Raw genomic sequence first — 1,909 nt, 5'->3', positions numbered from 1 at the left:
TCGATTTCGCACTTTCTTCCCGGTCCGCTTTGAAAATTCCCGGGCAACGACATCTTCCAACACATGCCCCCAATAGGCAGCTTCCGACGATACATCAGATTCAATCTCGCCGATCTTTTCCATATAGACTTGGATAGGTGATTTCCATTTGTTGAGTCCGAGAATCGCCGCGGCATCGCTGCCGCCTATTCCCTTCCGGCGTTCTCGTAGCCATTCGTCATGGCTCATTTCCTTCGTCGGAGCCAATACAGCAGATTGAGACATAGCATTACCTCCTTGTGTTTTTGGAGGGCCCCTGCTATACTAGGGGCAAGAGAACATTTGCAGGGACCCGAATCGACTGTTGCCGCAGTCGATTTTTTCATGTCTGCTTTCATTCCGGTGGCGGAATTTCATGTGGAATGATGATTGGGATTTCATCGTCATCCGATAAAACCAACTCATCACCGTCTGAGAATTCTAACCAACATTTTTCTGAGCAACAGCATTCCCATTTGTTTTCCGGGAATCCTTCACCGTCCTCGAACGAATCACCGCAGTTGATACATTTTTTCAATCAAAAATCCCTCCATTCAGCACCGATATAGCGCATCAAGCATTCATAATCATCGAAGTAATAGCCATCCCAAAAGATGTGCTCATACCCTTCGATGATCGATTCACCACACCCGCAAGCACATTTTGCGATGATACGTTCCGGGCGCTCGGTATAGCGCACCATCGGATTTTCGAGAGTGGTGTTCATATCGGCCCTCCTTTCAGATCACCCCGACATCGCCAAGGAATCGATGCCCGGCAGGCAGCCGGCGATCGTTTCGGCGAAGCGTCACAAGCATGTACCCTCTCCGTGTGGTGCCGGCCGGAACCTCGAATTCAAACGTTTCTTCGTAGAGAACGAAGTCACGGTCCCAACTGGAACGGTGTTTCGTCGTGATTTTCGATTTCATTGATTTCCTCCTTTCACTATGTATTGGGCAAAGCGGGCAGGGATTTGCACCCTACATCTGGTCAGACAGCCGCCATTTTTTCGGAGATTCGAACTCCGGCTGCCACTTTAAACAAAAGCCAGAAAATCATGCGTCTACCTATTCCGCCACCGCTTTGCCGGCCTGTCTCATCAGCGACGGGAGGCCATCCCGCCGGACCGGGGCTAGGGGCGGACAAGGGGGATTCCACCTCCCATAATTTTTTAATTTCCCCGGTTTCGACAGATGGCTATTGTCTACCACGTTTTCATGTGGTAGACTTGGATTGGGAACGTGTAATAATTGCACCGTTTGTCATGCCGTTGCTTTTGCAGCGGATTTTCTTTTTTGTTCACGTTCTATGAAGGCTTTCGCATTTGCGCTGATCTCGCGAGCCTTCATGACTGGCGAGACGTACCAAACGTATTTTTTTGCCATCCCAAAACACCCCTTTCGATTCGTTGATATTGAGCCTCCGGCAGACGTTTTTTGAGATCCGCAAGCAACAATTTGACTTGCTGTTCTTCTCGTTCTTTTGGCGTCACCTTTTGCCCTCCTTGAGCTCATGTTCGTGAACGAGCGTGAGCCGTTTTCTGTCCAATCCGAACTCTTCCTCAAGTACGCCTTGCATAACGAGCGCCTTCTCAATCACGTCACGAATTTCGTGCCATACCTTTTCAGCCGTCTGCTTCCTCCGTTCGGGGTCAATGTGTCGCGCCAAGATGAGTTCCCCCAATGCTTGTTCAGCTTCGTCGAGCTCTTTGAGCAAGATTTCTTTGAGCGCGGCCGGGTGCAAATCCAAGTTAGGAACTTCATCAAGGATGTTTGATATATACCCGCCGCTGCGCTCGTCTATGATGGCGAGGGCTAACCTCCAATTCAACCTGGCGACATTCGCGTCATGATGGTCCGCGAGATCAAGCTTCCCGTTTTCGGCTTTTGAA

6 protein-coding genes are annotated in these 1,909 nt (G+C 49.9%); all 6 read right to left on the bottom strand.

Annotated elements, in window-relative coordinates; all coding sequences use genetic code 11:
* Positions 1 to 264, bottom strand: a 264-nt coding sequence (locus CCB157_RS16575) for a YqaJ viral recombinase family protein (RefSeq protein WP_202970050.1), incomplete at its 3' end; no start/stop codon positions are given.
* A 109-nt stretch (positions 265 to 373) separates the two neighbouring features.
* A complete protein-coding gene (locus CCB157_RS16570; RefSeq protein WP_077616916.1) occupies positions 374 to 556 on the bottom strand; it encodes a hypothetical protein in 183 nt (60 codons plus the stop codon).
* Positions 557 to 745, bottom strand: coding sequence for a hypothetical protein (locus CCB157_RS16565; protein ID WP_077616915.1), 189 nt, complete (start codon positions 743 to 745; stop codon positions 557 to 559).
* Between the two features lie 13 nt (positions 746 to 758).
* On the bottom strand, positions 759 to 947 hold the full coding sequence (locus CCB157_RS16560; RefSeq protein WP_077616914.1) for a hypothetical protein: 189 nt from the start codon (positions 945 to 947) through the stop codon (positions 759 to 761).
* A gap of 416 nt (positions 948 to 1,363) precedes the next feature.
* Positions 1,364 to 1,510, bottom strand: coding sequence for a hypothetical protein (locus CCB157_RS17780; RefSeq protein WP_158077368.1), 147 nt, complete (start codon positions 1,508 to 1,510; stop codon positions 1,364 to 1,366).
* The coding region (locus CCB157_RS16555) for a transcriptional regulator (protein ID WP_077616913.1) at positions 1,507 to 1,909 on the bottom strand (403 nt) is incomplete at its 5' end. The genes CCB157_RS17780 and CCB157_RS16555, both read right to left, overlap by 4 nt.

Source organism: Caenibacillus caldisaponilyticus, assembly GCF_002003465.1.
In the GTDB taxonomy this organism is placed as follows: domain Bacteria; phylum Bacillota; class Bacilli; order Bacillales; family Sporolactobacillaceae; genus Caenibacillus; species Caenibacillus caldisaponilyticus.
The sequence above is the reverse complement of the archived record's forward strand: the minus strand, read 5'-3'. Positions and strand labels throughout refer to the sequence as shown.